27 protein-coding genes, 4 tRNA genes and 1 other RNA gene are annotated in these 25,063 nt (G+C 34.4%); 25 read left to right on the top strand and 7 right to left on the bottom strand.

The window, feature by feature from the left end:
- Nucleotides 1-349 precede the first annotated feature (349 nt).
- From RT037_RS08815 to RT037_RS08805, 3 genes are all read left to right on the top strand, one after another.
- On the top strand, nt 350-649 hold the full coding sequence (locus RT037_RS08815) for a histidine kinase (RefSeq protein ID WP_313030114.1): 300 nt from the start codon (nt 350-352) through the stop codon (nt 647-649).
- Between the two features lie 81 nt (nt 650-730).
- A complete protein-coding gene (locus RT037_RS08810) occupies nt 731-1,126 on the top strand; it encodes an ATP-binding protein (RefSeq protein WP_313030113.1) in 396 nt (131 codons plus the stop codon).
- A complete protein-coding gene (locus RT037_RS08805; RefSeq protein ID WP_312322656.1) occupies nt 1,095-1,766 on the top strand; it encodes a response regulator transcription factor in 672 nt (223 codons plus the stop codon). Before RT037_RS08810 ends, RT037_RS08805 begins: the two co-directional genes overlap by 32 nt.
- A gap of 165 nt (nt 1,767-1,931) precedes the next feature.
- Here the strand turns inward: RT037_RS08805 and RT037_RS08800 are convergent, their stop codons facing one another.
- Nucleotides 1,932-2,717, bottom strand: coding sequence for a TerC family protein (locus RT037_RS08800; RefSeq protein WP_313030110.1), 786 nt, complete (start codon nt 2,715-2,717; stop codon nt 1,932-1,934).
- Between the two features lie 70 nt (nt 2,718-2,787).
- On the opposite strand from RT037_RS08800, the gene RT037_RS08795 reads away from it, so the two are divergent.
- From RT037_RS08795 to rnpB, 5 genes are all read left to right on the top strand, one after another.
- Nucleotides 2,788-3,693, top strand: coding sequence for a DMT family transporter (locus RT037_RS08795; RefSeq protein ID WP_313030107.1), 906 nt, complete (start codon nt 2,788-2,790; stop codon nt 3,691-3,693).
- Nucleotides 3,693-4,769, top strand: a complete 1,077-nt coding sequence (locus tag RT037_RS08790) for a PorV/PorQ family protein (RefSeq protein ID WP_313030104.1) — start codon at nt 3,693-3,695, stop codon at nt 4,767-4,769. Before RT037_RS08795 ends, RT037_RS08790 begins: the two co-directional genes overlap by 1 nt.
- Nucleotides 4,770-4,954: 185 nt before the next feature.
- Nucleotides 4,955-7,246 carry a TonB-dependent siderophore receptor gene (locus tag RT037_RS08785; protein ID WP_313030101.1) on the top strand — a complete coding sequence of 764 codons (2,292 nt, stop codon included), beginning with the start codon at nt 4,955-4,957 and terminating at the stop codon, nt 7,244-7,246.
- An 89-nt stretch (nt 7,247-7,335) separates the two neighbouring features.
- Complete coding sequence (locus tag RT037_RS08780) at nt 7,336-7,851, top strand: hypothetical protein (protein ID WP_312323738.1); 516 nt, start codon at nt 7,336-7,338, stop codon at nt 7,849-7,851.
- 46 nt (nt 7,852-7,897) lie between these two features.
- Nucleotides 7,898-8,204: RNase P RNA component class A (rnpB, locus tag RT037_RS08775), an RNA gene on the top strand.
- Between the two features lie 10 nt (nt 8,205-8,214).
- Here rnpB and RT037_RS08770 read toward each other — a convergent pair.
- Both RT037_RS08770 and RT037_RS08765 read right to left on the bottom strand, forming a co-directional pair.
- On the bottom strand, nt 8,215-8,796 hold the full coding sequence (locus tag RT037_RS08770) for a DUF3109 family protein (protein ID WP_079667271.1): 582 nt from the start codon (nt 8,794-8,796) through the stop codon (nt 8,215-8,217).
- A 2-nt stretch (nt 8,797-8,798) separates the two neighbouring features.
- Nucleotides 8,799-9,707 (bottom strand): DUF6427 family protein, encoded by a 909-nt coding sequence (locus tag RT037_RS08765; protein ID WP_313030094.1) that lies wholly within the window; start codon nt 9,705-9,707, stop codon nt 8,799-8,801.
- A gap of 43 nt (nt 9,708-9,750) precedes the next feature.
- Here RT037_RS08765 and RT037_RS08760 point away from each other — a divergent pair, with 43 nt between their 5' ends.
- A complete protein-coding gene (locus RT037_RS08760) occupies nt 9,751-9,984 on the top strand; it encodes a hypothetical protein (protein WP_312323860.1) in 234 nt (77 codons plus the stop codon).
- A gap of 72 nt (nt 9,985-10,056) precedes the next feature.
- On the opposite strand, the gene RT037_RS08755 is transcribed toward RT037_RS08760, so the two are convergent.
- From RT037_RS08755 to RT037_RS08740, 4 genes are all read right to left on the bottom strand, one after another.
- Complete coding sequence (locus RT037_RS08755; protein WP_312323862.1) at nt 10,057-10,500, bottom strand: universal stress protein; 444 nt, start codon at nt 10,498-10,500, stop codon at nt 10,057-10,059.
- A 127-nt stretch (nt 10,501-10,627) separates the two neighbouring features.
- Nucleotides 10,628-11,236: a fumarylacetoacetate hydrolase family protein gene (locus RT037_RS08750; RefSeq protein WP_312323863.1), complete on the bottom strand. Its 609-nt coding sequence runs from the start codon at nt 11,234-11,236 to the stop codon at nt 10,628-10,630.
- A 38-nt stretch (nt 11,237-11,274) separates the two neighbouring features.
- A complete protein-coding gene (locus RT037_RS08745; RefSeq protein ID WP_313030090.1) occupies nt 11,275-12,039 on the bottom strand; it encodes a 3'-5' exonuclease in 765 nt (254 codons plus the stop codon).
- A gap of 83 nt (nt 12,040-12,122) precedes the next feature.
- A complete protein-coding gene (locus RT037_RS08740) occupies nt 12,123-12,857 on the bottom strand; it encodes a CDP-alcohol phosphatidyltransferase family protein (RefSeq protein WP_313030087.1) in 735 nt (244 codons plus the stop codon).
- Between the two features lie 99 nt (nt 12,858-12,956).
- On the opposite strand from RT037_RS08740, the gene RT037_RS08735 reads away from it, so the two are divergent.
- The 16 genes from RT037_RS08735 (at nt 12,957) to RT037_RS08660 (ending at nt 24,989) form a co-directional block, all read left to right on the top strand.
- Nucleotides 12,957-14,876, top strand: coding sequence for a sulfatase-like hydrolase/transferase (locus RT037_RS08735; protein WP_313030085.1), 1,920 nt, complete (start codon nt 12,957-12,959; stop codon nt 14,874-14,876).
- Nucleotides 14,877-15,006: 130 nt separating this feature from the next.
- A complete protein-coding gene (locus tag RT037_RS08730) occupies nt 15,007-15,426 on the top strand; it encodes a DUF2147 domain-containing protein (RefSeq protein ID WP_313030083.1) in 420 nt (139 codons plus the stop codon).
- A gap of 109 nt (nt 15,427-15,535) precedes the next feature.
- Nucleotides 15,536-16,519 (top strand): pyruvate dehydrogenase complex E1 component subunit beta, encoded by a 984-nt coding sequence (locus tag RT037_RS08725; RefSeq protein WP_313030081.1) that lies wholly within the window; start codon nt 15,536-15,538, stop codon nt 16,517-16,519.
- Nucleotides 16,520-16,842: 323 nt separating this feature from the next.
- Nucleotides 16,843-17,040: a 30S ribosomal protein S21 gene (gene rpsU / locus RT037_RS08720; protein WP_079667281.1), complete on the top strand. Its 198-nt coding sequence runs from the start codon at nt 16,843-16,845 to the stop codon at nt 17,038-17,040.
- A gap of 85 nt (nt 17,041-17,125) precedes the next feature.
- Nucleotides 17,126-18,007, top strand: a complete 882-nt coding sequence (locus RT037_RS08715; RefSeq protein WP_313030078.1) for a tyrosine-type recombinase/integrase — start codon at nt 17,126-17,128, stop codon at nt 18,005-18,007.
- A 56-nt stretch (nt 18,008-18,063) separates the two neighbouring features.
- Nucleotides 18,064-18,354 (top strand): HPF/RaiA family ribosome-associated protein, encoded by a 291-nt coding sequence (locus RT037_RS08710; protein WP_313030074.1) that lies wholly within the window; start codon nt 18,064-18,066, stop codon nt 18,352-18,354.
- Nucleotides 18,355-18,593: 239 nt separating this feature from the next.
- Nucleotides 18,594-18,667 (top strand) — tRNA-Thr (locus RT037_RS08705).
- A 14-nt stretch (nt 18,668-18,681) separates the two neighbouring features.
- A tRNA-Tyr gene (locus tag RT037_RS08700) sits at nt 18,682-18,762 on the top strand.
- Between the two features lie 76 nt (nt 18,763-18,838).
- Nucleotides 18,839-18,911 (top strand) — tRNA-Gly (locus tag RT037_RS08695).
- Nucleotides 18,912-18,959: 48 nt separating this feature from the next.
- Nucleotides 18,960-19,031: transfer RNA gene (locus tag RT037_RS08690), tRNA-Thr, on the top strand.
- 238 nt (nt 19,032-19,269) lie between these two features.
- Nucleotides 19,270-19,635, top strand: a complete 366-nt coding sequence (locus RT037_RS08685; protein WP_313030072.1) for a hypothetical protein — start codon at nt 19,270-19,272, stop codon at nt 19,633-19,635.
- A 42-nt stretch (nt 19,636-19,677) separates the two neighbouring features.
- Complete coding sequence (locus RT037_RS08680; RefSeq protein ID WP_313030069.1) at nt 19,678-20,229, top strand: hypothetical protein; 552 nt, start codon at nt 19,678-19,680, stop codon at nt 20,227-20,229.
- A 150-nt stretch (nt 20,230-20,379) separates the two neighbouring features.
- Nucleotides 20,380-21,063 (top strand): response regulator transcription factor, encoded by a 684-nt coding sequence (locus RT037_RS08675; protein WP_313030067.1) that lies wholly within the window; start codon nt 20,380-20,382, stop codon nt 21,061-21,063.
- A 66-nt stretch (nt 21,064-21,129) separates the two neighbouring features.
- Nucleotides 21,130-22,422 (top strand): ATP-binding protein, encoded by a 1,293-nt coding sequence (locus RT037_RS08670; protein WP_313030064.1) that lies wholly within the window; start codon nt 21,130-21,132, stop codon nt 22,420-22,422.
- Nucleotides 22,423-22,659: 237 nt separating this feature from the next.
- Complete coding sequence (locus tag RT037_RS08665; RefSeq protein WP_313030060.1) at nt 22,660-23,901, top strand: TolC family protein; 1,242 nt, start codon at nt 22,660-22,662, stop codon at nt 23,899-23,901.
- A gap of 2 nt (nt 23,902-23,903) precedes the next feature.
- Entirely contained in the window at nt 23,904-24,989 is a 1,086-nt protein-coding gene (locus RT037_RS08660) for an efflux RND transporter periplasmic adaptor subunit (protein WP_313030057.1), read from the top strand.
- The last annotated feature ends 74 nt before the right edge of the window (nt 24,990-25,063 follow it).

Raw genomic sequence — 25,063 nt, 5'->3', positions numbered from 1 at the left:
TAAAATTGTGTTAATTATTTTAACATTTGTTGCACTAAATTTCTGAAACGGCGAAGAAGCCTTTAATTTTAAATATTTATTGCTTTGCGTCGGCTTATTAACCTATTTTTCGTTTACGTTATTGGATGATATCGTTGTTAATTTCTTGTTAAATAATGCGTTACAAAATAATGGTGTTGTTTATTTTATGCTGTCATTTATTATTTTTGAATTCCTATTTGCCTGTTTTATGTTTTATTTTATCTGGAATTTTAACAAGTTTAAGACTAATTACTAATTTTTAAAATAGAGGGTTTTTACCTAATCAAATTTGCAATTAACTGTGTAAATTTCGATTTTAATTTTTGTTATGAACTACTGGCAAGATCCAAGCAATTTTCTGTTAATTATTATATTTATTCTTATAGTGATTGTCTTGTTGGTGGTGACAACCGTTAGCGTTATTTATATTTCTTATCATCGTCTTTTAAAAAGTAAGGAAGCCGAACATCATAAAACTTTGGAACATGAGAAAAAACTTCTCAATGTCAGTCTCGAAGCGCAAGAAAAAGAGAGAGAGCGGATTGCTGCAGATCTGCACGATAATATTATTAGTAAATTAACCATCATTCGGTTGAAGTCCGCCATAGGAACAGATTCTAAAGAATAGGATCATCTCTTAGGAAATACAATTGATGAGTCACGTAGAATTTCGCATGACCTCGCGCCACCTTTGTATGAAAATAAAACTTTGGCAGATGTTATTCGAAGTGTTTTAGAAAGTTGGGAAAGTATCTATATTGTTAAATTCTACATTGTAGCAGATGATGATTTAGTAGTTGATAAAAATACGAAATTGCAAATTGTCAGGATTTTGCAAGAGCTTCTTAATAATATCCACAAACACGCAAAAGCTAGTGAGATTAAAATGATCATTAGGATTAAAAAAGATCGAATTTCGTTTGTTTTACAAAATGATGGCGTCGGTTTTTCTAAAACTGAAGGAAAGGGTATTGGACTTCAAAATATCGATTTGAGAGCGAATCAGCTTAACGCAAAATATAAATTTAGAACCAAACAAGATAAAGGTACACGCTTTATATTTGATATGTCTTATGGAAAAATTTCGCATAGCAATAGTAGATGACGATTATCTTATCGTAAGTCTTTTGAAAAGTTTTCTCGAGCAAGATCTGCAACTGGACGTTGTTTTCGAAACTACAGACGGTTACCAATTGCTTCAGCATCTAGAAGCGGGCGCAGAGATTGATGTTCTTCTTTTGGATTTAAAAATGAAAACAATCGACGGTCTCGAAGTACTTCGTCATATTAAGGTCAAAAATTTTGATTTAAAGATTATCGTTATTTCCAGTCACTACCAAGATAATTCGGTGGGTTTTATGGTTAAGGAAGGCGTTTCGGCATTTATTCCGAAAGGGATGTCGCCATTTGATTTGGTTAATGTTATAAAACAAGTTGCGGTGACTGGTTTTTATTTTAAACCTGATCAAGTTGAAGCTTTGCGCGATCAAATATCTAGTCGTTCTCCAAAACCGATTTTAGAATCTGACGAAAGCATTTCGGATCGAGAAATAGAAATCATCAGGCAGCTTTGCCAACAACGCACAGCAAAAGAAATCGGCGAAACTTTGTTTATTTCTCAAAAAACGGTAGAAGGTCACAAGTCGAGATTGTTTGCAAAAATCGGTGTTAAGAATGTTACTGGTTTGGTTGTCTATGCGTTACAGAAGAATATTGTAAAACTCGAAGAATTGCCACTTCAATAAAATAGTAAAAACCCCTCATTTTAAAATTGAGGGGTTTTTACTTAAATTTTTGTTAAAATCAATGTCTAATTTTGACACAGAAACTAATAGCCTAGAAAACATTTTTAAAAACTAATTAACCAAAAATCCCCACTTCAATCGAGGTGGGGATTTTATTTTTATAGATTAAACTTTCTTTTTACGCATTCTCATATTTAAGAATTCTACGACCAGCGAGAAGAAAATTGCAAAATACAGATAACCTTTTGGTACAGCACCAACTTCTTGTCCGCCTAATACAGCACCTGACAAATGCATACTTTCTGTGATCAGCATAAAACCGATTAGAATTAAAAAAGCCAATCCAAGAATTTGGATCGATGGATTTTGATTAACGAAATTACCAACAGGCACCGCAAATAACATCATAACACCAACCGAAATTACAACGGCCGTTATCATAATCGGAAGTGCGCCGTGTAAGCCATTTGTCATCCCAACTGCCGTCAAAATACTGTCAACCGAGAATACCAAGTCGATTAACAAAATCTGAAAAATAATATTTCCGAAAGATTTTGCGCCAGATCCGGTTGCTAATTCTCTTTCTTGCTCGCCTTTGGCGTCAACTTTTTCGTGGATTTCTTTTGTACTTTTATAGATTAAGAAAATACCTCCAGCTAATAATATCAGCGCTTGACCAGTAAAATCTGCACGAAACCATCCCCAATCGAATCCGAAAAGTGTTGTCTTCATCGCGATAAGCCATGTAATCCCGAATAATAAAGCGATTCTCATGAACATCGCTAAAAAAAGTCCAATTCTTGTGGCACGTTTGCGTTTTTCGGGAGGAAGTTTTCCGGTGACAATGGAGATAAAAATGATATTGTCAATCCCTAAGATAATCTCCAAAAATGTTAGGGTCAGTAGTGCAATGAGCGCATCTACAGAGGTGAAAATTTGTAAAAATTCCATTCTTTTATTTTTGCAAAAATAAGTTTATTATGCATAAGTTTGTATTAAATTTTAAAAGCCCGTTTTCATAATGTTCAGTTCGCATTTATTTCGATTACATTTAATAGTTTTTTTGTGGGGATTCACCGCAATTTTAGGAAAGTTAATTCAGATAGATGCTTCGTCATTAGTCTTTTACAGAATGCTTTTCACAGCATTTTTTTTATTTATCTATTTAAGGTTTTTTAAAAAGGAAAGTTTAAAAATTGATAGAAAAACTTTGCTCCGTTTAGTAGCCATTGGAAGTGTGATGGCTGCACATTGGTTTTTCTTTTTTGAATCCATTAAAGTGTCGAATGTATCGATTGCATTGTCGTGCTTGTCATTGTCGACTTTGTTTGCGGCAGTTATCGAACCTATTATTTTTAAACGAAAAGTGGATTGGGTTGAGATTCTTATTGGTGTTGTCATTGTTGCTTGTATTTTTTTGATTTTCAATGCGGAGTTTAAATATAAGCTTGGGATTTTCTATGGAATACTTTGTGCGCTTTGCGGAACTATTTTCTCAGTTCTTAATGGTAAAATGTTTGGTAAAACATCTTCGGGCAATATTATTTTTTATGAAATCTTTGGAGGATGGCTTGTCATTTCGGCGGTTTTCTTGTTAACAGGACAATTATCTTTTGCGCATGAAATAAGTTTGCATGATTATGCGTTAGTAATTTTATTAGCAAGTGTTTTCACAGCATATCCAATGTTCGAAAGTATCAAGCTAATGAAGTATATTTCGCCATTTACATTAATATTAACGGTTAATCTAGAACCAGTCTATGGGATTATTTTAGCTTTTTTTATCTTTGGATCGTCAGAACATATGAGTCCGATTTTTTATATCGCCTCAGCTGTGATGATTTTGTCCATTGTCGTTAATGGTTTAATAAAATCTAAAGGGAAGAAAACCGCAGAATTGCTGGAAGCCAATAAGATCGTTGATTAATGAAAAAATATTTATTTTTTATATGCCTGTTGGCGCTTAGTTTAGTAGAAGCTCAGATTATTAGAAAATATTCTAATGAATTTTTAAATATTGGAGCTGGTGCACGTGGTCTCGGGATGGGCGGCGCGGTTATATCTAACCAAGAAGATGTCTATGCGCCAATGTGGAATCCTGCTGGACTTAATGGTATAGACCGAGATTGGCAAGCATCTGCAATGCACGCAGAATATTTTGAGTCTATTGCTAAATACGATTACGTTGCTTTTGCAAAATCTGTAGAAAGTGGAGTTTTTGGGATTTCGTTAGTGCGTCTTGGCGTAGATAATATTCTTAATACGACGCAAATGATCGATCCGGAAGGGAACATCGATTATGATAAAATATCCTCTTTCTCGACGGCAGATTATGCAGCAATTTTGTCTTACGCTTTTTATCCTGCGGGCAATCAAAGATTAAGTTTGGGTGCTAATGTCAAAATTGTCTACCGTAATGTTGGTAAATTTGCGAGTGGTTATGGATTCGGGTTTGACCTTGGTGCAATCTATAAAAGCGAATCTGGCTGGAATTATGGTGCCATGTTGCGCGATGCAACAACAACAGTTAACTTCTGGACAGTTAATCAGAAAGAGTTATCAACAGTTGTTAATGGAGAAGAGTTTAACCCTGCGCCAAAAGATAAAATGGAAATTACGATGCCAAAGCTTAATGTTGGAGCAAGCCGACTTTTCGAGATTAATCGTGATCTGAAACTTCTTCCCGAAGCTGGAATTAATGTTGATTTTGCTAAAACACCTTCTTTGATTTCGACCGATTTTGCGAGTATTACGCCTTATGCTGGTGCCGAACTTACTTTTCAAGATATGATTTTTGTGAGATTGGGAGTTAACCAATTTAGTAATATTACAGACATCGAAAGCTTAAAACGAAAAATGTCCTTCCAACCGAGCGCTGGTATCGGTATAAAATACAAAGGTCTGACTTTAGATTACGCCATTACAAATTCTGGAATTGGCGGGTCTAATTTTTATTCAAATTTCTTTTCTCTAAAACTGGATATGCAGGATTTTAGAAACTAAATTTTCACTTATTTTCTAGATTTTAAGAAAGTTGAGAAATGTCATATTAACTTAAGTCTGGCTAAATCAATTAGTTAGACTTTTTTATTGATCGTTTATTTAGAATTATTAAAAATAAATTTGCAGAAATGTTAAATATTTATAAATTCGCATCGTTATTTTAAATCTTTCTAAATAAATATAACGTGAACAAGAAAATATTTAGCCTCGGTTTAATCGCAATTTCAGGATTGGTTTTCAGTCAAATGAAATATGAAGCGGTAAGTGATACAGTGAAGATTCAACAGATTGAAGACGTGCTTCTTCATAAAACTGGTAATCCTAACAAAGCAAAACCTTTGTCGTCGAAGTCTAACTTGACTATGATGGAAACGCCTCAACCCGTAGCGATTGTAACGCACGAGATTATTGAGCAGCAACAGTCTAAGCAGTTAAGCGATGTTTTGCAAAACGTTAACGGTGTATATATTACTTCTTCTCGTGGTAATTCGCAAGACAGTTTTGGAGGTCGTGGTTTCCAATTAGGAAATGATAATATCTTCAAAAATGGAGGTAGAATGAATAGTGGTGTTTTCCCAGAGGTTAGCGGTTTAGAAAGAGTTGAGGTGCTGAAAGGTGCTAATGCAATGATGTTTGGTAATACGGCTGCTGGAGGTGTTATTAACTTAATTACAAAAAAACCTCGTTTCCATTTCGGAGGAAGTGCTTCGGCAAGTGTTGGTAGTTGGAATACTTATAAGCCAACTATCGATGTTTATGGACCTTTGTCTAAGAATGTTGCTTTTCGTGTGAATGGTGCTTACGAGTATGCAGATAGTTTCCGTGATGTTGTTCATTCAGAAAAATTTTATTTCAACCCGTCGTTTATATTTAATTTAGGAGAAAGATCACAATTAATTGTTGAAGCTGATTATCTTAAAAACGATTCTACGCCAGACTTCGGAATTGGATCGATTACAGAAAGAAATGGTGGATACAAATTGATCGATTGGATACCAAGAAATACTTTTTTCGGTACTGATTGGCAGTATCAAAATGTACAACAAACATCAACCAATGTTACATTTAATCATCAGTTAAGCGAAAAGTGGACTTTAAATGTTATTGGTACTTATCAAAACTATACAAAAGATTACTTCTCAACAGAAAGAGTAGCATGGAGCTATGCATCAGATGCAGCTACTAGATTATCTTGGAAAATGCCATTTAATAAAGCTTATGCGGAGCAAAATTATGGTTCTGTGCAAGCTAATATTAATGGTGAATTTAATACCGGAAGTATTGGACACAAAGTGTTAATTGGTGCTGATGCAGATTATAATCAAGCAGATTCTTACACTTACAATTTAACAAATACGCCTAACAGAATTCTTTATTTAGATGATGCATCAACATGGGGTAATACAGATATTGATAAGCCAACAGCGACGCTTAATCAAAACAATAGATCAAGAACTAGACGCGTTGGTGCATATGTTCAGGATTTTATTAGTCTTACTAACCAATGGAAAGTTATTGCAGGTCTAAGATGGTCATATATTGAGAATATGCCGACTATTAACACTGTATTTGCAAGCGGTACAAAGACTTTTACTAAAAATTCGTCAACTTCAGATCAAGCATTTTCTCCAAAATTAGGTATTGTGTATATGCCAAATGATGATTTGTCTGTTTTCGCAACTTATACCAATTCGTTTGCAACTAATGCTGGTTATACGTCAGATCAAATCAATACTGTTGATTTTTCTCAAAGTGCAGACGATATAAATATAGCATTGAATAAACTTCCAAAACAAGCTATCAAACCGACAACTGTAGATCAATATGAGATTGGTGCTAAAAAGAATTTCTGGAACAATGCTGTTGCTATTAATTTAAGTTTATACCAAATTAATTATAATAATTATTACCAAACATTCTGGTTTTTAAATCCTAGCAAGCCTGCAACTCCTGCTCAAAATGCCGCAGATTCACTATTAAAAGAAGAAGCTGGTAAAATGAGAAGCCGTGGAGTGGAGTTAGATATTACTGGTAATCCTACACAAAACTTATCTATTATTGGAGGTTTTTCTTATAACAACTCTGTGTATCTAGACACACCGGAAAAAGGATATGTTGAAAACCAAAGATTGGTAAGAACGCCTGCAACAACAGCTAATTTGTCAGTATTTTATAAATTCGAAAATACGCTAAAAGGACTTAGATTAGGTGCTGGAGCTTATTACATCGGTGATCGTATTGCTGGATGGAATGATTCTAAATCTACAACTGTTAATAGAAAAGATGTTTCTCGAATGATGGATCTTAAAGATTACACAACAGTATCTTTCTCTGCTGGTTATGAGTGGAAGAAATTCATGATCCAAGCGAAAGTTAACAACCTGTTCGATGTGGTTAATTACAATGTTCATGAGAATTATTCGGTTAATCCTATTGCACCTAGAAATTATTATGTTACTTTGACATACAAATTATAATATTTACTAGAATTAAATTTTTCATATCAAAAAGTGGAGGCTTATTAGCTTCCACTTTTTGGGTTTTCAAATAAAAAAATAAATACAGAATGGATAAGATTAAAAACACCAAAACCTTCATGAGAATTGTACACCGTTATTTGGGCTATTTTTTAGCAGGAATAATGACGGTGTATGCCATTAGCGGGATTTTGTTGGTCTATCGCGATACCGATTTTCTTAAAAAAGAAGTTAAATACGAAAAGAAATTCGAGGCTAATCTTGATGAAAAAGCACTTGGTAAAGTAATAAAAATCAAAGGTTTTGAAGTTGATAAGACTGAAAACGGCATGATGTACTTCAAACAAGGGACTTATAATATCGCAACGGGTGAAGCTAAATATTCTAAAAAAGAATTGCCTTTCGTTTTAGATAAAATGACAAAACTGCACAAGTCGCAATCCAAAGATACATTGTCGCCGCTCAATACTTTCTTTGGAATTTCATTGTTCTTCTTTGTAATTTCGAGTTTTTGGATGTTTAATCCTAAGACCAAAGCTTTCAAACGTGGGATGATTTTCACTGCAATTGGTTTGGTATTAGCTTTAGCGATGCTATTTATTTAAAAAAAATATCTGAACTTGTTTCAGAAAACGATAATTTTGCAGCATAAAAGAAGTGCGGCTTGTTGATTTTCTCTCGAGAAGGTAGGAAAGTCCGGACACCAAAGAGCAACATAGCGGATAACATCCGTCACGCGTGAGCGTAGGACAAGTGCAACAGAAAGCAAGTACAGTTCGGCTGTAGTGAAACCAGGTAAACTCTATGTGGTGCAATGCTAAGTATATCGCCAGTTAAGGTCGGCTCGGTCGTTGGCGAGGGGTAAGCAGCTAAAGTTGCAAAGCAATTTGCAAATCAGATAAATAACAAGCGCCCTCCTAGGAGGGCACAGAATCCGGCTTATAGCACTTCTTTTATTTTAAAAATTCTTAAGAATTATATTCTCTTTCCCATTCTTCGGCAGCATTGCTTAGATCTTGATAGAATTCAGCGCCGTATTTTCTTGTTAAAGGCTCTTTTAAGAATTGATAGATTTTTACTTTTAATTCTTTCCCAAGCGTACAAGCATCATCACAAATTGGCCATTCGTGGTAGTTAAGCGCTGTGAAGGTTCTGTAATTGGTTACACGTATTGGGTAAAGGTGGCAAGAGATTGGTTTTTTCCAGTCGATAACACCGTCTTCATAAGCTTTTTCGATACCGCATTTTGTCCAACCTTTTTCGTCAAAAATAACATAAGCGCACTCCGAATTGTTGACCAAAGTTGTTACTAAATCGCCTTCGCTATCGATAACATGCGTACCTTGTTCTTCAATCGCTTTGATGCCTTCGGGTCTTAGATAAGGTTTTATTTTTGGGAAAATCTCTTTTAGGATCGGAAGTTCGTCTTCGTCCAAAGGCGCGCCTGTATCGCCATCTACACAACATGCACCTTTACATTTGGAAAGGTTACATACAAATTCTTCAGAAAAAATATCTTCAGAAATTAATTTATCTTCTAACTGAATCATGTCTAAATATGAAATATAAATGGTGCTATTTTAAAAATAAATAATGACACCAAAATTAACCAAACGCCAACTTCTTGCATCCAATATTTGGGAAGAAATTTTAACATTCGGCTTAGGATAATTGTCACGGGAAGTGCTAAAACCAAAAGCATTTTGTAATTAGTTCCCATGTACAAAATTACGGATATTAATAATGCTAAAGAAAAAAGTAGTAAAAATGTGTATTTGTATTTACTGGTGGGACTTTTTTCATTAAAATGTTTAAAATGGTCCATAATACCATAGATTACCATAAGTATTATCGGGCTTATAAATAGCAAATTCGTGAATTTATCAACAAGTTTAAACTCTTTTGTAAACGGTAAATAATCGGGATCCCAACTTCTATAGTCAATCCAATACATCACACTGAAGTAAGCGATTAGAACCAACATTGCACCGAAAATTAATCTAAATAAATTAGCAAAAGCTTTTCCTGATGTTACAAAAACATGGATGATAACAAAAAATATCATCGGCCAAAATATCGGTAGAAAAAGATAATTAACGCACAATAATGCACCTACTAAAAGATATGATCCTTTGCGCAGCTTGTCGCTGGTTGAGGTTAAAATTAAAAGTAAAAACGAGTTAATTAACAAGGTGACTGCTAGACCGATGCTGAGGTCACCTGGATAGAATGCAAATACAAAAAATGTGTATAAGAACAACGGCAAATGCGTCTGATATGTGAGATCTAGCTTGTTAAATAAAAAATATCCCAACGAAATTCCAGCAAATGTAATAACCGCAGATATGGCATCCAACCTGTTGATATCCACGGCGTTAAATGCAATGATGATTAACAGTAAAAATCCAATGTAAACAGGAATAGAAAAAATATTGCTTTCTTTAGAAAGTAATCGAAACATTTTTTATAAATTTGTGCAAAGTTAATTTAAAAAAAGAAGAGCAATGACATCTTTCTGGTTATTCTTAAGTAGTGTTTTCAAGTGGACTTTCGGGTTCTTTGATTTTGCAGGTAATTTCCTAAACTGGGTACTATTTATCGTAGCATCTGGATTTTTCATTTATTGGTGCTATATTTTGGTAGTTACTTTAGGTGGTGATAAGGATAAAGAGTATCATTCTGAAACAGAAGGTAAATTCCCTTACTACGATCCAAAACTTTACAAGAACGAAGGTTAAATAAATTGATTATATTAAATATAAGCCCACATTATCATAATGTGGGCTTTATTTTATTAAAAAATAATGTTCTTATTTTTCTCTTCTACAAGGGACTACAACAACTGGGATGTTGGCATTTTTAGTCAAATCTTTAGTTAACGATCCAACAAAAACATCGTAGATTCCGCTTCTGCCGTGTGATCCCATCACGATATAATCTCCAGCTTTTTCAGTAACATAATCCATAATCACTTCCGATGCGTTGCCTTGTTTTAAGATGTGTGATGCGTCAACATCGTGAGCAATAATATATTGCTCGAGTCTGTTGAGTTCTTTCAGCTCGTATTTTAATTCGTTTTCCTCAACTTCTGGGAAGTATTGGTAACCCATGTCGCTTATTACAAATCCAATGTCAGTCGGACTTACGTGGATAAGGTGGATTTTAGCATTAACATCTTTTGCGAAAGAAATGGCATAATCTACAAGTTTTTCTGTGCTATCAGAAAAGTCAATGGGAAGGATAATATTTTTCATGACTATAATTTTCAGGTTAATGATTATCTTAAAGATATGATGTTAATTCGGAATTAATAATTCACTAATATTAACTTTAAATCAATCTTTTTTTCTTTTATAAAGATAAGAATTCTAAATTAAAGTTCTACTGAATGCGTAATGATAAAAGTTTCTTATCTTCTAAAAAGCCTTCAAGAATGTCATTTTCCTCAACTTTGCCTACACCTTTTGGCGTTCCCGTAAAGATTAAATCACCAACTCTCAACGTGAAATATTGCGATGCAAAAGCGATAATACTATCGATATCAAAAATCATATCACGCGTATTTCCGGTTTGGACTTTTTCGCCGTTTTTTGTCAAAGAAAAATTCAATGATGATAAATCATAATCGCTTTTGTTAAAGAAATCTGTAACGACAGCCGATCCATCAAATCCTTTCGCAAGTTCCCAAGGAAGTCCTTTTGCTTTTAGTTCGCTTTGTAAATCGCGTGCGGTGAAGTCAATGCCCAAACCAATTTCGTCATAATGTTTGTTGGCGTTTTCTTTTTGGATGTATTTTCCGCCTTTTGAGATTTTCGCAACAACTTCCAATTCATAATGAACATCCTGACTAAATTCTGGGATGTAGAAATCGGAATCTTTTTTTAGAACCGCTGTATCAGGTTTAATAAAAATTACTGGATTTTCAGGGACTTCGTTGCCAAGTTCTTTAGCGTGTTCGGAATAGTTGCGACCTATGCAAATGATTTTCATGTTTTGATTTTAAGTTTAATTAAAATAAAAAAGCAAGATTAAAACTTGCTCATTAATTGAATTTTTGTCCAGATTTTCTTCGTGTACAACGGGAAGTCAGCGTTTTGAAGCCAGCCATAATAACCGTGATCTTTTTGGAAGACACTTTTCACAGTTTGTCCTTTGTATTTTCCGAAATTGAAGATTTCTTCATTCTTGTCATTAAAACCGATAAAACCTGCTAAATCCGCGTTTTTTTGATGATAAGAATATTCACTTAGACCCAAAATATCATTCGGAAGATCATCGTATTTGCCGATTTGCGCATCCAGAACTTCAAAAGTTGCCAAAGTATCCGCTTCGGCAGAGTGTGCATTTTCTAAAGTTTTTCCACAATAGAATTGATAAGCTGCGGCAAGATTACGAGGTTCTTTTTTAAAGAAAATTGTTTGCGCATCAACAAATTTATGTTTTGTTATATCGAAATCCATCCCAGCACGCAATAATTCTTCCGCCAAAACAGGAATGTCAAAACGATTGGAGTTGAATCCTCCCAAGTCTGAATCTTTTATCATTTCTAAAACTTTGGGTGCGATATCTTTAAAGATTGGCGCATTCATCACGTCTTTGTCGTAGATGCCGTGTACCAAACTCGCAGGTTCTGGAATCGGCATGCCGGGATTTACAAGCCAAGTTTTGGTTTCTTTGGATGCGTGGGGATTAACTTTTAGAATCGAAATTTCTACAATTCTGTCTGTCGATACGTTGGTGCCTGTTGTTTCGAGATCGAAAACACAAAGCGGTTTATGCAGTTTTAAATTCATTTTTGTTTATTTAAGATTTACGATTTTTTATTTAAGATTTATGAATGTCAAATGTTGAACTTCAAATCTCAAATTTAATTTAACTATTTAAGCTGTTTCTGAAATACCAAAGAAATCAAAATATAATACACAACCAATAGCGGAATTGCATTAACGCCTAAAGCTATTAATAAAATAATACCACCAATTAATAATGCAACTTTTGGATAATTGTCTTCTAATTTCATGGATTTAAACTTCATCGAAATCATCTTAATTGGACTTATCAAAAGCCAACTACAAAGTGCCGTCAATATTAATAAAACTGCTGGTGATAGCAGATTTTTTAATTGTTCAGCATTAAAAAATCCTGAGGTTGAGTTTTGTTGAGCGATATAATATAATCCAAAAAGGAAAACGCTATTAGTTGGCGTATTAAGGCCTTTGAAATAATATTTTTGGTCTTCGTCAAGATTGAAAATAGCTAATCGCAAACATGAGAAAAGCGTTACAAAAAAGCCTAAATATTTTAATTCAAAAGGGAAATCGATGCCAAATGCGGTGTTGCCGTAAACTTCTAAAAATTTGTAAAGGACAACGCCTGGTAAAAATCCGAAACTTACCATATCGGCCAAAGAATCCAATTGGACGCCAAGATTGCTATTAGATTTAAGCGCTCGTGCAACAAATCCATCGAAGAAATCCAAAACCAACGAAATGATAATGCAGAGCGCAGTGGTCTGGTAGTCGTTGTTCAACAAATGGATGATCCCGACGCAGCCAGAGAACAAGTTGCCAAGCGTAAAGGCATTGGCAAGATTATTTTTAATGAAGTTCATAGCACAAAAGTACAAAATATTGATATTGGGCAATGACAATTTGTAAGAAGAAAAGTCAGGAAATACTTACTGAACATGTAAAAAATGTATTTTTGCAATATGAAAGAAATAAGATGGCAGGAGTTTTTAATCCTGATGTATCGCCTTTTTTTGGTTTACTTTTTTTATCAAATTGCGAGATTTTTGTTTTGGTTTTTTAACCGAGACTTGCTAAAAATCGATAGCGTCGGTGATTATTTTAAAATAGCTTATCATGGGACAGCTTTCGATACGACCGCGATTTTGTATGTCAATTCGGTATTTATATTGTTGAGTTTAATACCAATTATTGTTAATTCTAAAGCCGGATATCAAAAGTTTTTATTTTGGTGGTATTTTATCACAAATGGGATTGCATTTTCTTTTAATTTTGGAGATTTTGTTTATTTCAGATTCAGTCAATCGCGTTTGACATCTTCGGTACTTTCTGTTGTTGAGCACGAAAGTAATTTAGCCAAGGTTTTTTTGAATTCAACTATTCAGAATCCCATGGTTTTGATAAGTTTTGTGTTATGTATGGCGCTTTGGGTGTTTTTATACAAACGCGTTAAAGTCCACTATCGAAAATCACAGAATTTAGTGGTGTATTTTATTTCGAGTATTTTGATATTGTGTGGAACAGCGGTTTTGGTTGTTGGTGGTATTCGTGGCGATTTTAGACATAGTACGCGACCGATTAATTTGGTGGACGCAAACAAGCACGTCAAGAATCCAACTTTAGCCAATGTTGTTCTTAATAGTGTTTTTTCGTTTTTTAGAACGATAAATACGAACAGTTTTAAAATTGTTCATTTCGTTGATGAATCCTTTATCGAAAAGGAAATTCAACCTTATAAACATTATGATCGACAAGTTGAATCGCGACCTAATGTTGTCATTTTTATTGTTGAAAGCTTGGGAAAAGAATATTCTGGAGCATTTAATAAAGAAACAAAAATTAAAGATTATGTGTCGTATACGCCTTTTGTTGACAGTTTGGCGCAACATAGTTTGATCTTCACTAATGCTTTTGCTAATGGTCGCCAGTCGATACATGGGATGAGTTCTGTGTTAGCGGGGATTCCGAGTTTGACGGATGCTTTTACGTCGTCGCCATATTCTAACCAAAAAATTCAGTCGATTGTTTCTGTTGCTAATGATTTGGGTTACGACACGAGTTTTTATCATGGTGCACCAAATGGTTCGATGGGCTTTTTAGGTTTTGGAAATATTTTGGGTTTCAAACATTATTTCGGAAAAGACGAATATAATAATGATAAAGATTTTGATGGGATTTGGTCAATTTGGGATGAGCCATTTTTCCAGTATTTCGCAAGTAATATCGGGAAACAACAACCTTTTTTGTCAACGATTTTCACAGCTTCGTCACATGATCCTTTTAAGATTCCAGAACAATATAAAGGGAAATTCAAAAAAGGACCTTTGGCGATACATGAACCTATTCAATACACGGATATGTCTCTCAAAAAGTTTTTTGAAACCGCTTCTAAAAAACCTTGGTACCAAAACACTATTTTTGTTATTACGGCGGATCATACCAATATGATACATTATCCAGAATATCAAAAAACAATGAATCGCTTTGCAATTCCGTTGTTGTTTTATTCTCCAAACCCGAAATATAATCTTCAAGGTGTCAATAAAGATTTTGTTCAGCAGATAGACATTTATCCAACTTTAGCAGATTTGATGGGATACAATAAGCCAATCCGAAGTTGGGGAAGAAGTTTGGTTTCTGATAAAAAGGAACCGAGCATTATTGTGAATTCTGATTCTATCCAAGAGCAAATGATTATTCGGGATTTTATTTATACTTTTAATGGTAAAGAAGTAACCGGAATCTATGATAACACCGATTTAGGATTGGCCAATAATCAAATTAACAAACCAAAATCTAAGCAGCAAGAATTGGATATGATGAAGGTAAAAGCTTGGTATCAAGATTATATGAATCGTGTGATTAACAAAAAGTTGTATTAGATGCATATTACTTTTTGAATCATTAATGGAAAAATACTTGTTGGTATAGAATATTTATTTATTTTTATCGAATGTTAATTTAACTTTAACAACTTCTTTATATCATAACATTGTTAATAAATTTAAAATTATGAAAAAATACATGCTTGCGTTTGCAACAATATTCATTAGTGCAATGTCTTTCGCTCAAATCGAAGGAAAATGGAAAACTATCGATGACGAAACAGGAAAAGCGAAATCTTATGTTGAGATTTTTAAAAAGTCAGATGGTAAATATTACGGAAAAGTTGTTCAGTTATTGATTAAACCATCGGATCCTAATTGTACAGGTTGTAAAGATGATCGCAAAGGAAAACCAATTTTGGGTATGGAAGTTATCCGTGGACTATCAAAAGACGGTAACGAATTTACTGCAGGGACAATCACAGATCCTAAAAACGGTAAAACTTACAAGTGTACAATTACTAAAGATGGAGACAAGCTTAATGTAAGAGGTTACATGGGAATCTCTCTTATCGGAAGAACCCAAACTTGGTACAAAGTAGACTAATATTAGTTAAAATTTAATATCAAAAAAAGCAAGTTCTTAGGAGCTTGCTTTTTTATGCTATGCAAATAATAAAAAAATCTTACTTTTGTACTCTAAAATTTTTCAATAAATGAAAGAATATACTTTTCGTGAAGTCATTGCTCAAGCTATGAGCGAGGAGATGCGCAAGGACGAATCCATATACTTAGTAGGAGAGGAGGTTGCAGAATATAACGGAGCTTACAAAGCTTCTAAAGGTATGTTGGACGAATTTGGAGCTAAAAGAATCATCGATGCGCCAATCGCAGAGCTAGGTTTTTCTGGTATCGCAGTTGGATCAGCTATGAATGGGAATCGCCCAATCGTAGAATTCATGACCTTTAACTTCTCGATGGTTGCTATTGACCAGATCATCAACAACGCTGCAAAAATGTTCCAGATGAGCGGTGGACAGTGGAATGTGCCAATCGTTTTCCGTGGACCAACAGCTTCAGCAGGTCAGTTAGGGGCGACGCACTCGCAAGCTTTCGAAAGTTGGTATGCTAACTGTCCGGGGCTTAAGGTAATTGTACCGTCTAACCCTTACGATGCGAAAGGGCTTTTGAAAACAGCAATTCAGGATAACGATCCAGTTATTTTCATGGAGTCAGAGCAGATGTATGGCGACAAAATGGAAATTCCAGAAGAAGAATATTATATCCCGATTGGGAAAGCCGATATCAAAAAAGAAGGTAAAGATCTGACTTTAGTTTCTTTTGGTAAAATCATGAAGTTGGCGATGCAAGCTGCAGCCGATTTAGAAAAAGAAGGCATTTCTGTTGAGGTTATCGACCTTAGAACAGTTAGACCTTTGGATTACGACACTGTTTTGGCTTCGGTTAAAAAGACAAACAGATTGGTGATTTTAGAAGAAGCTTGGCCGTTTGGTTCTGTCGCTTCAGAAATAACTTATATGGTTCAGCAAAAAGCTTTCGATTATTTGGATGCTCCAATTAAGAGAATTACGACGCCAGATGCGCCTGCACCATATTCAGCGGCATTATTTGCAGAATGGTTCCCGAAACTAGAAACTGTAAAAGCTGAAATCAAAAAAGCAATGTACATCAAAGCATAAACAATTAACTCCCGATTCTGTTGGGAGTTTTTTTATGGCGTGTCCCTTTGCTCGGTAACTTTTGGTGCTTGCTTCGCTGCGCACCTCAATTTCCTCGCTCGGGTCGCTACGTCCGCTACAATCTTTAGCTTGACGCTCGGACGGCTCCGCTACGCTCCGCCGCCTCCGCTACGCTCCGCCGCCTCGCGCCAAGCCAAAGGATTTTCGCTAACATCGCTCACGCGAGATCCGTAGATTTGATAATAATTCTTCAAAAAAAGAAAATAAAATTTGCAGATTCAAAAAATAGTTCTATTTTTGCAACTCAAAATGAGATGTAAAATATGTTAATAATTCCAGTAAAAGACGGAGAGTCTATCGACAGAGCTTTAAAAAAGTACAAAAGAAAATTTGATAAAACAGGTGTTGTTCGTAAACTAAGAGCAAGACAACAATTTATCAAGCCTTCTGTAACTAACAGACAAGCTTTAGCAAAAGCAGCTCATAAACAAAGACTACAAAGCAAAGAAGAACAAGCTTAATATTCTTTTTAGCTAATCATACAATCACTCTCGAATTCGTATATTTGAGAGTGATTTTTTGTTTTATACCTAACCCATTCTGTCGATGTTAGAAAAATTTTTGGATTACATCCGTATCGAAAAGCGATATTCCGCGCACACCATAACATCTTATCAAAAAGACTTAGAAGACTTTGCTTCCTTTGTTTTAGAAACCGAAGCCACCGCAGATCTTCGCGGCATTAACAAGAAGGTAATTCGTAATTTTATAGTACAGCTTAGCGAGAATAAGCTTAGCAAACGAAGTATCAACCGAAAGCTCTCATCCTTACGTGGATTTTATGTTTATTTACTCAGAATTGGCGAGATTACAATCTCACCGATGGAAAGTATCTCTTCCCTTAAGTTCTATGCAGAAAAGCAACAAGCCTTTTCTCAAGATGAGATGACTATGTTGCAGGAGAAGACTGAAAACAAGTCAGCCATGTCTTTATTAGAAAAATTGATTATAGAGACTTTGTATCAAACGGGGATGAGAAAGGCAGAACTTTGCAATCTCCTTTTTGAAAACGTAGACTTTAGCAAATCCGAATTTAAGATTATTGGTAAAGGAAATAAGCAGCGCGTAGTTCCTATTTCAGAGAGATTGCATCGTGACCTCCAAAATTATGCCGAAGTGCGTCATCCTGATGAAGAAAATAAAAGATATTTTTTTGTTAACAAAAAGGGCAAAAAACTCGGTGAAAGATTTGTTTATTCTGTGGTAAATAAGTACCTTAGTCTTGTTACTACAAAAGAAAAGAGAAGTCCGCATATTCTTAGACATAGCTTTGCTACACATGTTTTGAACAACGGCGCTGAAATTTCTAAAGTAAAAAAAATCTTGGGACATTCCAGTTTAGCCTCAACACAAGTCTATACCGAAGCTAATATAGAAGAATTGAAGAAGGTCTTTAACAAAGCGCACCCAAGAGCGCTAAAGAAATAGGAAGAATGTGATACACCATCACATCCATAATATTAATTTTCAAAAAAAATGTTGTTATGAAAATCACAGTTCAGGCAATGGGGTTGACACCTCACGAACCATTAGAAGAAAGAATTGAAAACAAATTAAACAAATTAGATACGTTTTATGACAAAATTGTCGAGTGTCAAGTATTCTTAAAAGTAGAAAATACTTCGAACAAAGAAAATAAAACTACCGAGCTTATCGTAAAAATTCCGGGCGACGATATCGTTGTTAAGAAGACTTGCGCTAGCTTTGAAGAAAGTCTTGATCTTTGTGCGGACACCGCTAAGAAATTGTTAATCAAGAGAAAAGAAATGGCTTAGAAAAAAGTTTGAAAAAACTTAATAAAAAATTTGGGGATTTCAATAAAACTACGTTATATTTGCACTCGCAAAACAGAACGAAAGTTTTTTGAAATCCTCAGTTTTTATAAGGCTTTGCAAAAAGTCACAAAAAAATAAAAATTAAAAAAAAACTTGAAAAAGTTTTTGGAAATAAGAAAATAAGTTTTATATTTGCAACCGCTTAACCACAGCAAGATAAGAGTTCTTAAATAGTAAATGCCTCCATAGCTCAGTTGGCCAGAGCACGTGATTTGTAATCTCGGGGTCGTGGGTTCGAATCCCTCTGGAGGCTCTATTGAAAATACTGGGGAGATTCCAGAGCGGTCAAATGGGACTGACTGTAACTCAGTTGCTTCGGCTTCGCAGGTTCGAATCCTGCTCTCCCCACGTTTTTTTAATTTTGCAAATTCAAAATTTAATTTTTAAATTTGCTCCCGTTACCAACATTTTTGGAAACAAAATTGCGGAAGTAGCTCAGTTGGTAGAGCGTCAGCCTTCCAAGCTGAATGTCGCGGGTTCGACCCCCGTCTTCCGCTCAACTAAAATCACAAACCTCTTCTGGAATGTGATTTTTTTTTATCCAAGCCGACATAGCTCAGGGGTAGAGCGCTTCCTTGGTAAGGAAGAGGTCGTGAGTTCAAATCTCATTGTTGGCTCTCTATACAAACCGCTTTTATAGCGGTTTTTTTGTTTTGCTCTTTCTTCTTAATTTTATTACTTTTACTTTGTAAAATGTATATAAAAGATTACTAAATAATTTTTTTTTACATACACTATATCACATGCATGAAGCAAAAATGATTATTGAAATTAGATTAAGATATATTACAAACTAAAACAGAAGTAGTGGGAATTGCATGCCATATTTAAAATCATATCTACAAACAATATAAAATGAAAAAGTCTATACTATTTTTTCTTATACTATCTTCAATTGGCATTTTTAGTCAGGAAAAAGTATCAGAATTATTTGTGAGTAAAAAATTTAACCAGTTCTCATTTTTTAATTTGAAAACAAAAAGCGGTAAAACAATAGACCAGTTTTCAGAGTTGAATTTAGCATATTATAAAAATCAAGGCTCATTAGCTTTGGAAATGAATGGCAATACCTATCCTTTACAAATAGAAAAAATAGAAAAAGATAAGCAAGGTGTTTATAGTGTAATAGGAATAGATAATGAAGGTATAAGTAGGACTTACCAACTTCAATATGAAGGAGAAAAATTAATATATTTTATTTTTGATAACAGATTCGGATAATCCAGAAGAAGTTATTTTGTTATACGTTAAAATCTAAATTATATGAAAAAATATTTACTACTTACATTTATGATCGTGTCGGGGTTTGTCTTTGGGCAATTTACAATTAACCAAGAGGAAGGATTGACAGATTTCGTGATTACAAATGTTCCTGAAAAAAAACAAAGTGAAATTTATAGTAAATCAAAAGAGTGGATTGAAAGAACTTTTAAAAATCCTGACTTTGTAACTAAAGGCGATATTGTTAACGACTACATAAGATTTGAAACAGTTGATAAAAATTATTTTTGCCAAAATGATAAAAACCAACTTTTATTCAATTGTTATACAGTGAAGTCTGTTGTTGAATTATCATTTAAAGATGGCAGATATAAATTTGATGTTTTAAGTACATCAATGTTGGTTCCAAGATTTGGTGGTGGGGTTGAATATATGGAAATAGATTTCAAAGATAAGACGTATTATAAAAAAGATAAATCGGTTAGATCATCAGTCGAAAAATTATTTAGGCTTGTCCCAAAATACTATAATTCTATGAATGGGGATTTGTCAAATTATATTGCAAAAGGAATTGAAAAAAATGACAATTGGTAACCTAATTTTCACACTATATTCACACCACTACAAAACCTTTAAAAAAGGTTTGCGTTTTTAGTGAAGATTTAAACTAATCAAAATCCTAAAATAATACTAGGATTTTTTTTATGTCTTTATTTTTCGTTAATTTTCAGAAAAATTTTTTGGATGAAGGTATTAATTCTCGAAGATGACTTGGTGTTATCAGAAGAGCTTGCTAAGTTTTTGACAGCTAACGATTTTACTTGTGATAAGGTCTATGATGGCGAAGCATTTTTAGATCAAGCCAAAATGCAACATTATGATTTTTTTCTTCTAGACATTAATGTTCCTAAAATTAATGGGCTAGAAGTCTGCGAGACGATACGTTCTTACGACAAAACAACGCCTATCATTATCTTGTCTGCTTACGGGGATTTATCAGATAAAAAAGATGCTTATAGCCGTTTGGCGGACGATTATCTAGTTAAGCCTTTTCAGTTTGAAGAATTGTTACTGCGCATTAACTCTTTGTTGCGTAGAAAAGTGTCTACGGATACGCCTTCTGAAGATGTCATCATAATTGGTGATCTTAAGATTAACAAAGCTGATCACAAAGTTTTTCGCGGAAATCAAGAAATTAACTTAACAGTTAAAGAATTTCAACTTTTGGTTTTCTTAGCAGAAGCGCAAGGTCGCACAGTGTCTAAGCAGCAGATAACCGAACAAGTGTGGGAGCATAATTTTAGTACGAATACCAATACTGTAGAAGTTTACATTAATTTTTTAAGAAAGAAAATCGATAAAGATTTCCCTGTTAAATTGATCCATACGCGTTCTGGCTTTGGCTATTATCTTAGCCTTGTACAATAGATGACTCTAAAACGAAAGATAGCGCTTAATCTAAGTATCGCCTTTTCAATTTTATTTGGGTTGGTAATGATTGTTATTTATATTCTTTTTAATGGTTTTAGAAAAGAAGAATTTAAAGAGCGATTCAGAAAGCGACTTGATTTTACAATTACTTTTATTGAAAAGTCTAAAAACTTTGAGGAAGAAGCGCCTTTGTTTTTTGATGAAAATTCTGATAACGTGTTGCTTAATGAGCAGATTCTTATTTTTAATGCTAAAAGAGAACTAATCTACAGCACGATTAAAGATCGGAAGGTGAGTTGGGACAGCCGGATTTTGGACGACTTGGAAAATAAGAAAATTATCTACGACGAAAGTGCTTCTCCCGAAATCTACGCGGCGCTTCGTGAGATTAATAACACCAAATATTACATTTTAACAACTGCGGTTGATGTTAATGGTAACTCGAAATTGTTGTTTCTTAAATATCTTTTAATATTTTCCTACGCAGTTAGTTTGCTTATTCTTTGGCTGTTTTGCTACAATATCGTTGGGAAGTTTTTGAAGCCGCTAGAAGAACTTAACGCTCAAGTTTCGGAGATTACGGCGCACAAATTAACCGATCAAATACCAGAGCAGAATTTTAAAGACGAAATAAGTGTGTTGACAAGGTCTTTTAATACGATGATTAAACGGCTTAATGATGTTTTCCAATCACAAAGAGACTTTACAGCAAGTGCATCGCACGAGATCAGAACGCCGTTGACGAGGATGTCTTTTCAGTTGGAGAATTTAATAAAGCTTCAAAAACATGATGATGAAGTTTTAGCATCGTTAAAGAGGATGCACACCGACGTCCATCAATTGTCTGATTTAACGAATTCGCTGTTGCTATTAACCAAATTTGATAAAGAAAACATCCGAAGTATTTTCGAACTTGTGAGAATTGACGAAGTCGTGTTTGATGCTTTTGCAAATGTTGAAAGTAACTTTCCAGAATTGCAGATGGATTTCGAAATTTTGGATAGTATCGACGATCTCGATATTTTAGAACTTCGTGGTGTTAAGTCGCTTTTAGAAATTGTTTTTATTAATTTATTGAAAAACGCAGCCATCTATTCCGAAGATCAAAAGGCTAGTGTGGACATTTTGCAAATCGATAATCGTTTGGTTGTAGATGTTTGTTCTAAAGGAAAAACGCTTAGCGAAGAAGAGCAATCTCGATTGTACGAAGCTTTTATGCGAGGTGACAATACGCAAAACAAATCTGGCTCTGGACTTGGACTTCGCATTACTAAACGAATTCTGGAATATCATAACGCCGATATTTATTACATCGCAAAATCCGAAAACGAAAATCTCTTCAGAATTACATTTTAGATTTAAGTTGTTTTATACTTTTTCATGACTTTTTCTAAATTTTCCCAAAAAGAACACCTCTTTTTATTTCTAAAATTAACTAATGTTCATTCTATTGATTTTGTATTTTAATTTGTTTTAAATCAGATTGTTGGGTACGGATTTGTTTAGTCGTAATTAAATAATTTAATGTTTTTTTAATTGAATTTTAAGGAGGTTTTAATTTGAGAAGTGCTCTTTTGTCTCAAAGCCTATGAGATGAGATATGTAAAAAGCTTAATTTTTGTGTTCAGTGGCCTATTTGGAGCCCAACAAAAACTGACTCTCGCAGACTGTGAAGTCGCCTTTCAAAAAAACAATTTGCAACTATTAGCAGAGCAATACAATCTGAGTATGGCAGATGCTGATATTGTACAGTCAAAGATTTGGCCGTTACCCGAACTTAGTTTGCAAGTCAACGCTTACAATCCTGAGGACAAAAAAGTATTTGATGCTGCACATTCGAAAAGTGTGAGCGTGTCGCAACTTATTTTCCTTGGTGGTAAAAAGAAAAACGAAATCGCTTTTGCAAAGTCAAATAAAGAATTGTCGATGTTACAGTTCAATCAATTGTTGGTTGATCTTAAAGCGCAGCTGAGAGTTGCTTTTTTCAGTCTTTATTTCGAAAACAAGAAACTAGAAAATGTCCAACATCAGCTTGGCTACATGGAAGAACTTTTGGCAGCTTACAATGTTCAAGTTAAAAAAGGCAATATTTCTTTAAAAGACAAAGTGCGTTTGCAAAGTTTCGTCATTCAATTAAATAATGATAAAATCGCGTCTAATAACGAGATATTAGCACTTCAAAAGACCCTAAAAGTTTTAACAGGGATTTTCGAAGATATAACGCCAGATGTCGAATCTCTTGATGCTGCGCAACTTCTAGATCTTTCAACAGCTGATGATCTGGAACAGATTAAATCCAAAGCTGTGACTCATAATGCAGACTATCAGTACGCTCTACGTTTGATAGACAATGCGAAACTCTATGCGCAATGGCAGAAGTCGCTCAATGTTCCAGATCTTAATCTCGGTGCGGCGTGGGATCAAAACGGAGGGACTTTCAGAAATGAATTTAATCTAAATGTTGGTATTCCGATTCCGCTTTGGAAAAGTAATACAGGAAATGTTGACAAAGCCAACTTTGCGATTCAACAAAATCAAAAGAATGCAGAGTTTCAAAAATTGGATTTAGAAACACAAGTTGCGTCGTCTTATAACACTTGGAAGAATAATTACGACCAATTAAAAAGCATTACCGAGGAAGATATCAAAGATCTACACGCCGTGTATAATGGCATGTTGAAGAATTTTAGAAATTCTAACATCAGCCTTATTGAGTTCACCGACTTTATGGACAGTTATCGCGAGACGTTGCTACAACTTTACGATATGCGAAGACAAGTTATTTTGTCAGCCGAGCAATTAAATCAATTAGTACAAACAAAAATTTTCTATTAATTATGAAAAAGTTAATCATTATTCCGACGGTTATTATTGGTCTTTTTTCTTGTTCTAAAAACGAGAAAGACGTCAAAGCGCCGATACAGAAAGGATTTGAACTTAGTAATACAATGTATGCAACCACCACATTCGCAAAAGTTGAAAAGAAATTTATAGAAAACGAAATCAGTTTTTTTGGAAAAATTGCTGCCGACAAAAACAATTACATCGATGTGTTTCCTTTGGTTGGCGGTAATGTCTTGAGTGTTAATGCAGAACTTGGCGACTATGTCCGAAAAGGACAAGTTTTGGCGACTATTAGAAGTACAGAGCTTGCGGAAGTTCAGAAGGATGTTAGCGATGCAAAAACCGATTTGGTGGTGGCGCAAAATAATCTTCGTGTGGCTAAAGAAATGTACGAAGGCAAACTAACCACAGAAAAGGATGTGCTGGAAGCTAAAAGTCAAGTGAAAAAAGCACAAGATCAAATGCAACGCGCCAATGCTGTTAGTACGGTTTACAATGTTAAAAAAGGAAATATTTATTCAGTTCTGGCCCCGATTAACGGTTACATCGTTCATAAAGATATCAATAAAGATATGCAATTGCGAAGCGACAGAAGTGAAAATATTTTTGATGTAGCGAATACCAAAGAGGTTTGGGCGATTATGAACATCAATGAAGCTGATATTGATAAAATCCATTTGGGTATGAAAGCGGAAGTTTCGACTTTGACATATCCTGACAAAACTTTCTTCGGTAAAATTGACAAAATTTTTAAAATCATTGATCCAAATACCAATGCGATGCAAGCCAAAGTCATTTTGGATAATTCTGACGGTCTACTTATTCCAGATAGTAAAGCAACGATAAAAGTGACTTCTACCGATAGTACGACTGCTCTTGCGGTTCCTTCCAAAGCGGTGATTTATGATGACAACCGCTATTTTGTTGTGGTTTTTAAATCAAGAACTAACATCAAAGTCAAAGAGGTTAAAATTCTTAAACAAGTTGGCGAAGTCACTTACATTTCCGAAGGCGTTGCCGAAGGCGAAGAAGTGATAACCAATAATCAGCTTTTAATCTATCGATCATTAATTGTTTAGAAATTTGATTTAAACTTTCTTTTCATTTTTCTCTTTTTTTGAAAGCATTTAGAGCAATTATTTCTAATTGTTCA

The organism is Soonwooa sp. (genome assembly GCF_032062245.1).
Classification (GTDB): Bacteria; Bacteroidota; Bacteroidia; order Flavobacteriales; family Weeksellaceae; genus Soonwooa.
The sequence above is the reverse complement of the archived record's forward strand: the minus strand, read 5'-3'. Positions and strand labels throughout refer to the sequence as shown.

What these genes read in the sequence shown, in the direction of transcription:
- RT037_RS08815 (WP_313030114.1), top strand. Translation starts at nt 350, where the DNA reads ATGAACTACTGGCAAGATCCAAGCAATTTTCTGTTAATTATTATATTT.
- RT037_RS08805 (WP_312322656.1), top strand. Translation starts at nt 1,095, where the DNA reads ATGGAAAAATTTCGCATAGCAATAGTAGATGACGATTATCTTATCGTA.
- RT037_RS08800 (WP_313030110.1), bottom strand. Translation starts at nt 2,717, where the DNA reads ATGGAATTTTTACAAATTTTCACCTCTGTAGATGCGCTCATTGCACTA.
- RT037_RS08795 (WP_313030107.1), top strand. Translation starts at nt 2,788, where the DNA reads ATGTTCAGTTCGCATTTATTTCGATTACATTTAATAGTTTTTTTGTGG.
- RT037_RS08790 (WP_313030104.1), top strand. Translation starts at nt 3,693, where the DNA reads ATGAAAAAATATTTATTTTTTATATGCCTGTTGGCGCTTAGTTTAGTA.
- RT037_RS08780 (WP_312323738.1), top strand. Translation starts at nt 7,336, where the DNA reads ATGGATAAGATTAAAAACACCAAAACCTTCATGAGAATTGTACACCGT.
- RT037_RS08770 (WP_079667271.1), bottom strand. Translation starts at nt 8,796, where the DNA reads ATGATTCAGTTAGAAGATAAATTAATTTCTGAAGATATTTTTTCTGAA.
- RT037_RS08765 (WP_313030094.1), bottom strand. Translation starts at nt 9,707, where the DNA reads ATGTTTCGATTACTTTCTAAAGAAAGCAATATTTTTTCTATTCCTGTT.
- RT037_RS08760 (WP_312323860.1), top strand. Translation starts at nt 9,751, where the DNA reads ATGACATCTTTCTGGTTATTCTTAAGTAGTGTTTTCAAGTGGACTTTC.
- RT037_RS08755 (WP_312323862.1), bottom strand. Translation starts at nt 10,500, where the DNA reads ATGAAAAATATTATCCTTCCCATTGACTTTTCTGATAGCACAGAAAAA.
- RT037_RS08750 (WP_312323863.1), bottom strand. Translation starts at nt 11,236, where the DNA reads ATGAAAATCATTTGCATAGGTCGCAACTATTCCGAACACGCTAAAGAA.
- RT037_RS08745 (WP_313030090.1), bottom strand. Translation starts at nt 12,039, where the DNA reads ATGAATTTAAAACTGCATAAACCGCTTTGTGTTTTCGATCTCGAAACA.
- RT037_RS08740 (WP_313030087.1), bottom strand. Translation starts at nt 12,857, where the DNA reads ATGAACTTCATTAAAAATAATCTTGCCAATGCCTTTACGCTTGGCAAC.
- RT037_RS08735 (WP_313030085.1), top strand. Translation starts at nt 12,957, where the DNA reads ATGAAAGAAATAAGATGGCAGGAGTTTTTAATCCTGATGTATCGCCTT.
- RT037_RS08730 (WP_313030083.1), top strand. Translation starts at nt 15,007, where the DNA reads ATGAAAAAATACATGCTTGCGTTTGCAACAATATTCATTAGTGCAATG.
- RT037_RS08725 (WP_313030081.1), top strand. Translation starts at nt 15,536, where the DNA reads ATGAAAGAATATACTTTTCGTGAAGTCATTGCTCAAGCTATGAGCGAG.
- rpsU (WP_079667281.1), top strand. Translation starts at nt 16,843, where the DNA reads ATGTTAATAATTCCAGTAAAAGACGGAGAGTCTATCGACAGAGCTTTA.
- RT037_RS08715 (WP_313030078.1), top strand. Translation starts at nt 17,126, where the DNA reads ATGTTAGAAAAATTTTTGGATTACATCCGTATCGAAAAGCGATATTCC.
- RT037_RS08710 (WP_313030074.1), top strand. Translation starts at nt 18,064, where the DNA reads ATGAAAATCACAGTTCAGGCAATGGGGTTGACACCTCACGAACCATTA.
- RT037_RS08685 (WP_313030072.1), top strand. Translation starts at nt 19,270, where the DNA reads ATGAAAAAGTCTATACTATTTTTTCTTATACTATCTTCAATTGGCATT.
- RT037_RS08680 (WP_313030069.1), top strand. Translation starts at nt 19,678, where the DNA reads ATGAAAAAATATTTACTACTTACATTTATGATCGTGTCGGGGTTTGTC.
- RT037_RS08675 (WP_313030067.1), top strand. Translation starts at nt 20,380, where the DNA reads ATGAAGGTATTAATTCTCGAAGATGACTTGGTGTTATCAGAAGAGCTT.
- RT037_RS08670 (WP_313030064.1), top strand. Translation starts at nt 21,130, where the DNA reads ATGATTGTTATTTATATTCTTTTTAATGGTTTTAGAAAAGAAGAATTT.
- RT037_RS08665 (WP_313030060.1), top strand. Translation starts at nt 22,660, where the DNA reads ATGAGATATGTAAAAAGCTTAATTTTTGTGTTCAGTGGCCTATTTGGA.
- RT037_RS08660 (WP_313030057.1), top strand. Translation starts at nt 23,904, where the DNA reads ATGAAAAAGTTAATCATTATTCCGACGGTTATTATTGGTCTTTTTTCT.